This is a genomic window from Streptomyces javensis (assembly GCF_039525925.1).
Lineage (GTDB): Bacteria > Actinomycetota > Actinomycetes > Streptomycetales > Streptomycetaceae > Streptomyces > Streptomyces asiaticus.
Window position 1 is genome coordinate 1 of the sequence record NZ_BAAAIF010000245.1, and the last position, 1,259, is coordinate 1,259.

The following is a 1,259-nucleotide window of genomic DNA, read 5'->3' on the forward strand; positions in this document are numbered from 1 at the left end:
TCGGTGGTGTGGGACTGGAATGACACGGTGTGTGAGGTGCCGGGTCGTTCGGTGGTGGAGTTGTTCGAGGAGCGGGTGGTCCGGGCGCCGGATGCGGTGGCGGTGGTGGCGGGTGGTGTGTCGCTGTCGTATCGCGAGTTGGACGACCGGGCTGGGCGTTTGGCGGGGTTGTTGGCTGCGCGTGGGGTGCGGCCCGAGGCGTTCGTCGCGGTGGCGTTGCCGAGGTCGGTGGATCTGGTGGTGGCGTTGCTGGCGGTGTGGAAGGCGGGGGCGGCGTATCTTCCGCTGGACACGGAGTATCCGGCGGACCGGCTCGCCTACATGCTCCAGGACGCCACGCCGACGCTCATCCTCACCACCGATGAGCTGGTGGGTGTGGTGCCGGATGTGGACATCCCGCGGGTGCTGCTCGATGCGCCGGAGACCGTCGAGGAGCTCTCCCGGACGGCGGAGGAGCGGCGGATTGATTCTTGGGCGCTGTCGCATGCGGCGTATGTGATCTATACGTCGGGTTCGACGGGTCGGCCGAAGGGTGTGGTGGTGCCGCAGGGGCCGTTGGCGAACTTTGTGGTGTCGATGGCGGGTCGTTTCCAGCTTACGGGTGAGGACCGTTTGCTGGCGGTGACGACGGTGGGCTTCGACATCGCGGGGTTGGAGTTGTTCGTGCCTTTGCTCAGTGGTGCTGCGGTGGTGGTGGCGGAGCGTGATGTGGTGCGGGATCCGGTGGCGTTGTGTGGGTTGGTGTTGGCTGAGCGGATCTCGGTGATGCAGGCGACGCCGAGTCTGTGGCGTGCGGTGCTGGCTGAGGATTCGGCGGTGTTGAGTGGTGTGCGGGTGTTGGTGGGTGGTGAGGCGTTGCCGGCTGATCTGGCGGTGGCGTTGGCTGGTCGGGCTGAGTCGGTGACGAATCTGTATGGTCCGACGGAGACCACGATCTGGTCGACGGCCTGGCCGGTTGCCCCTGAGCGGGCGAGCAGTCCGCGTATCGGGCGGCCGATCGCCAATACCCGGGTGTTTGTGTTGGATGGTGGGTTGCGGCCGGTCCCGGTCGGGGTGCCGGGTGAGCTGTATGTCGCGGGTGAGGGTGTGGTCCGTGGCTATCACGGGCGTCCGGCTCTGACCTCGGAGCGGTTCGTGGCCGATCCGTTCGACCGCACTGGTGGTGGGCGGATGTATCGCACGGGTGATGTGGTGCGGTGGACGGCCGAGGGGGAGCTGGAGTATCTGTCCCGGGTTGATGACCAGGTCAAGCTGCGTGG

At 67.0% G+C, this 1,259-nt stretch carries 1 protein-coding gene; it reads left to right on the forward strand.

Translation table 11 applies throughout. The annotated features are described in order from the left end of the window. Positions 1-60: 60 nt before the first annotated feature. Positions 61-1,259: amino acid adenylation domain-containing protein (locus ABD329_RS47780; protein WP_344318287.1), on the forward strand; the 1,199-nt coding region annotated here is incomplete at its 3' end.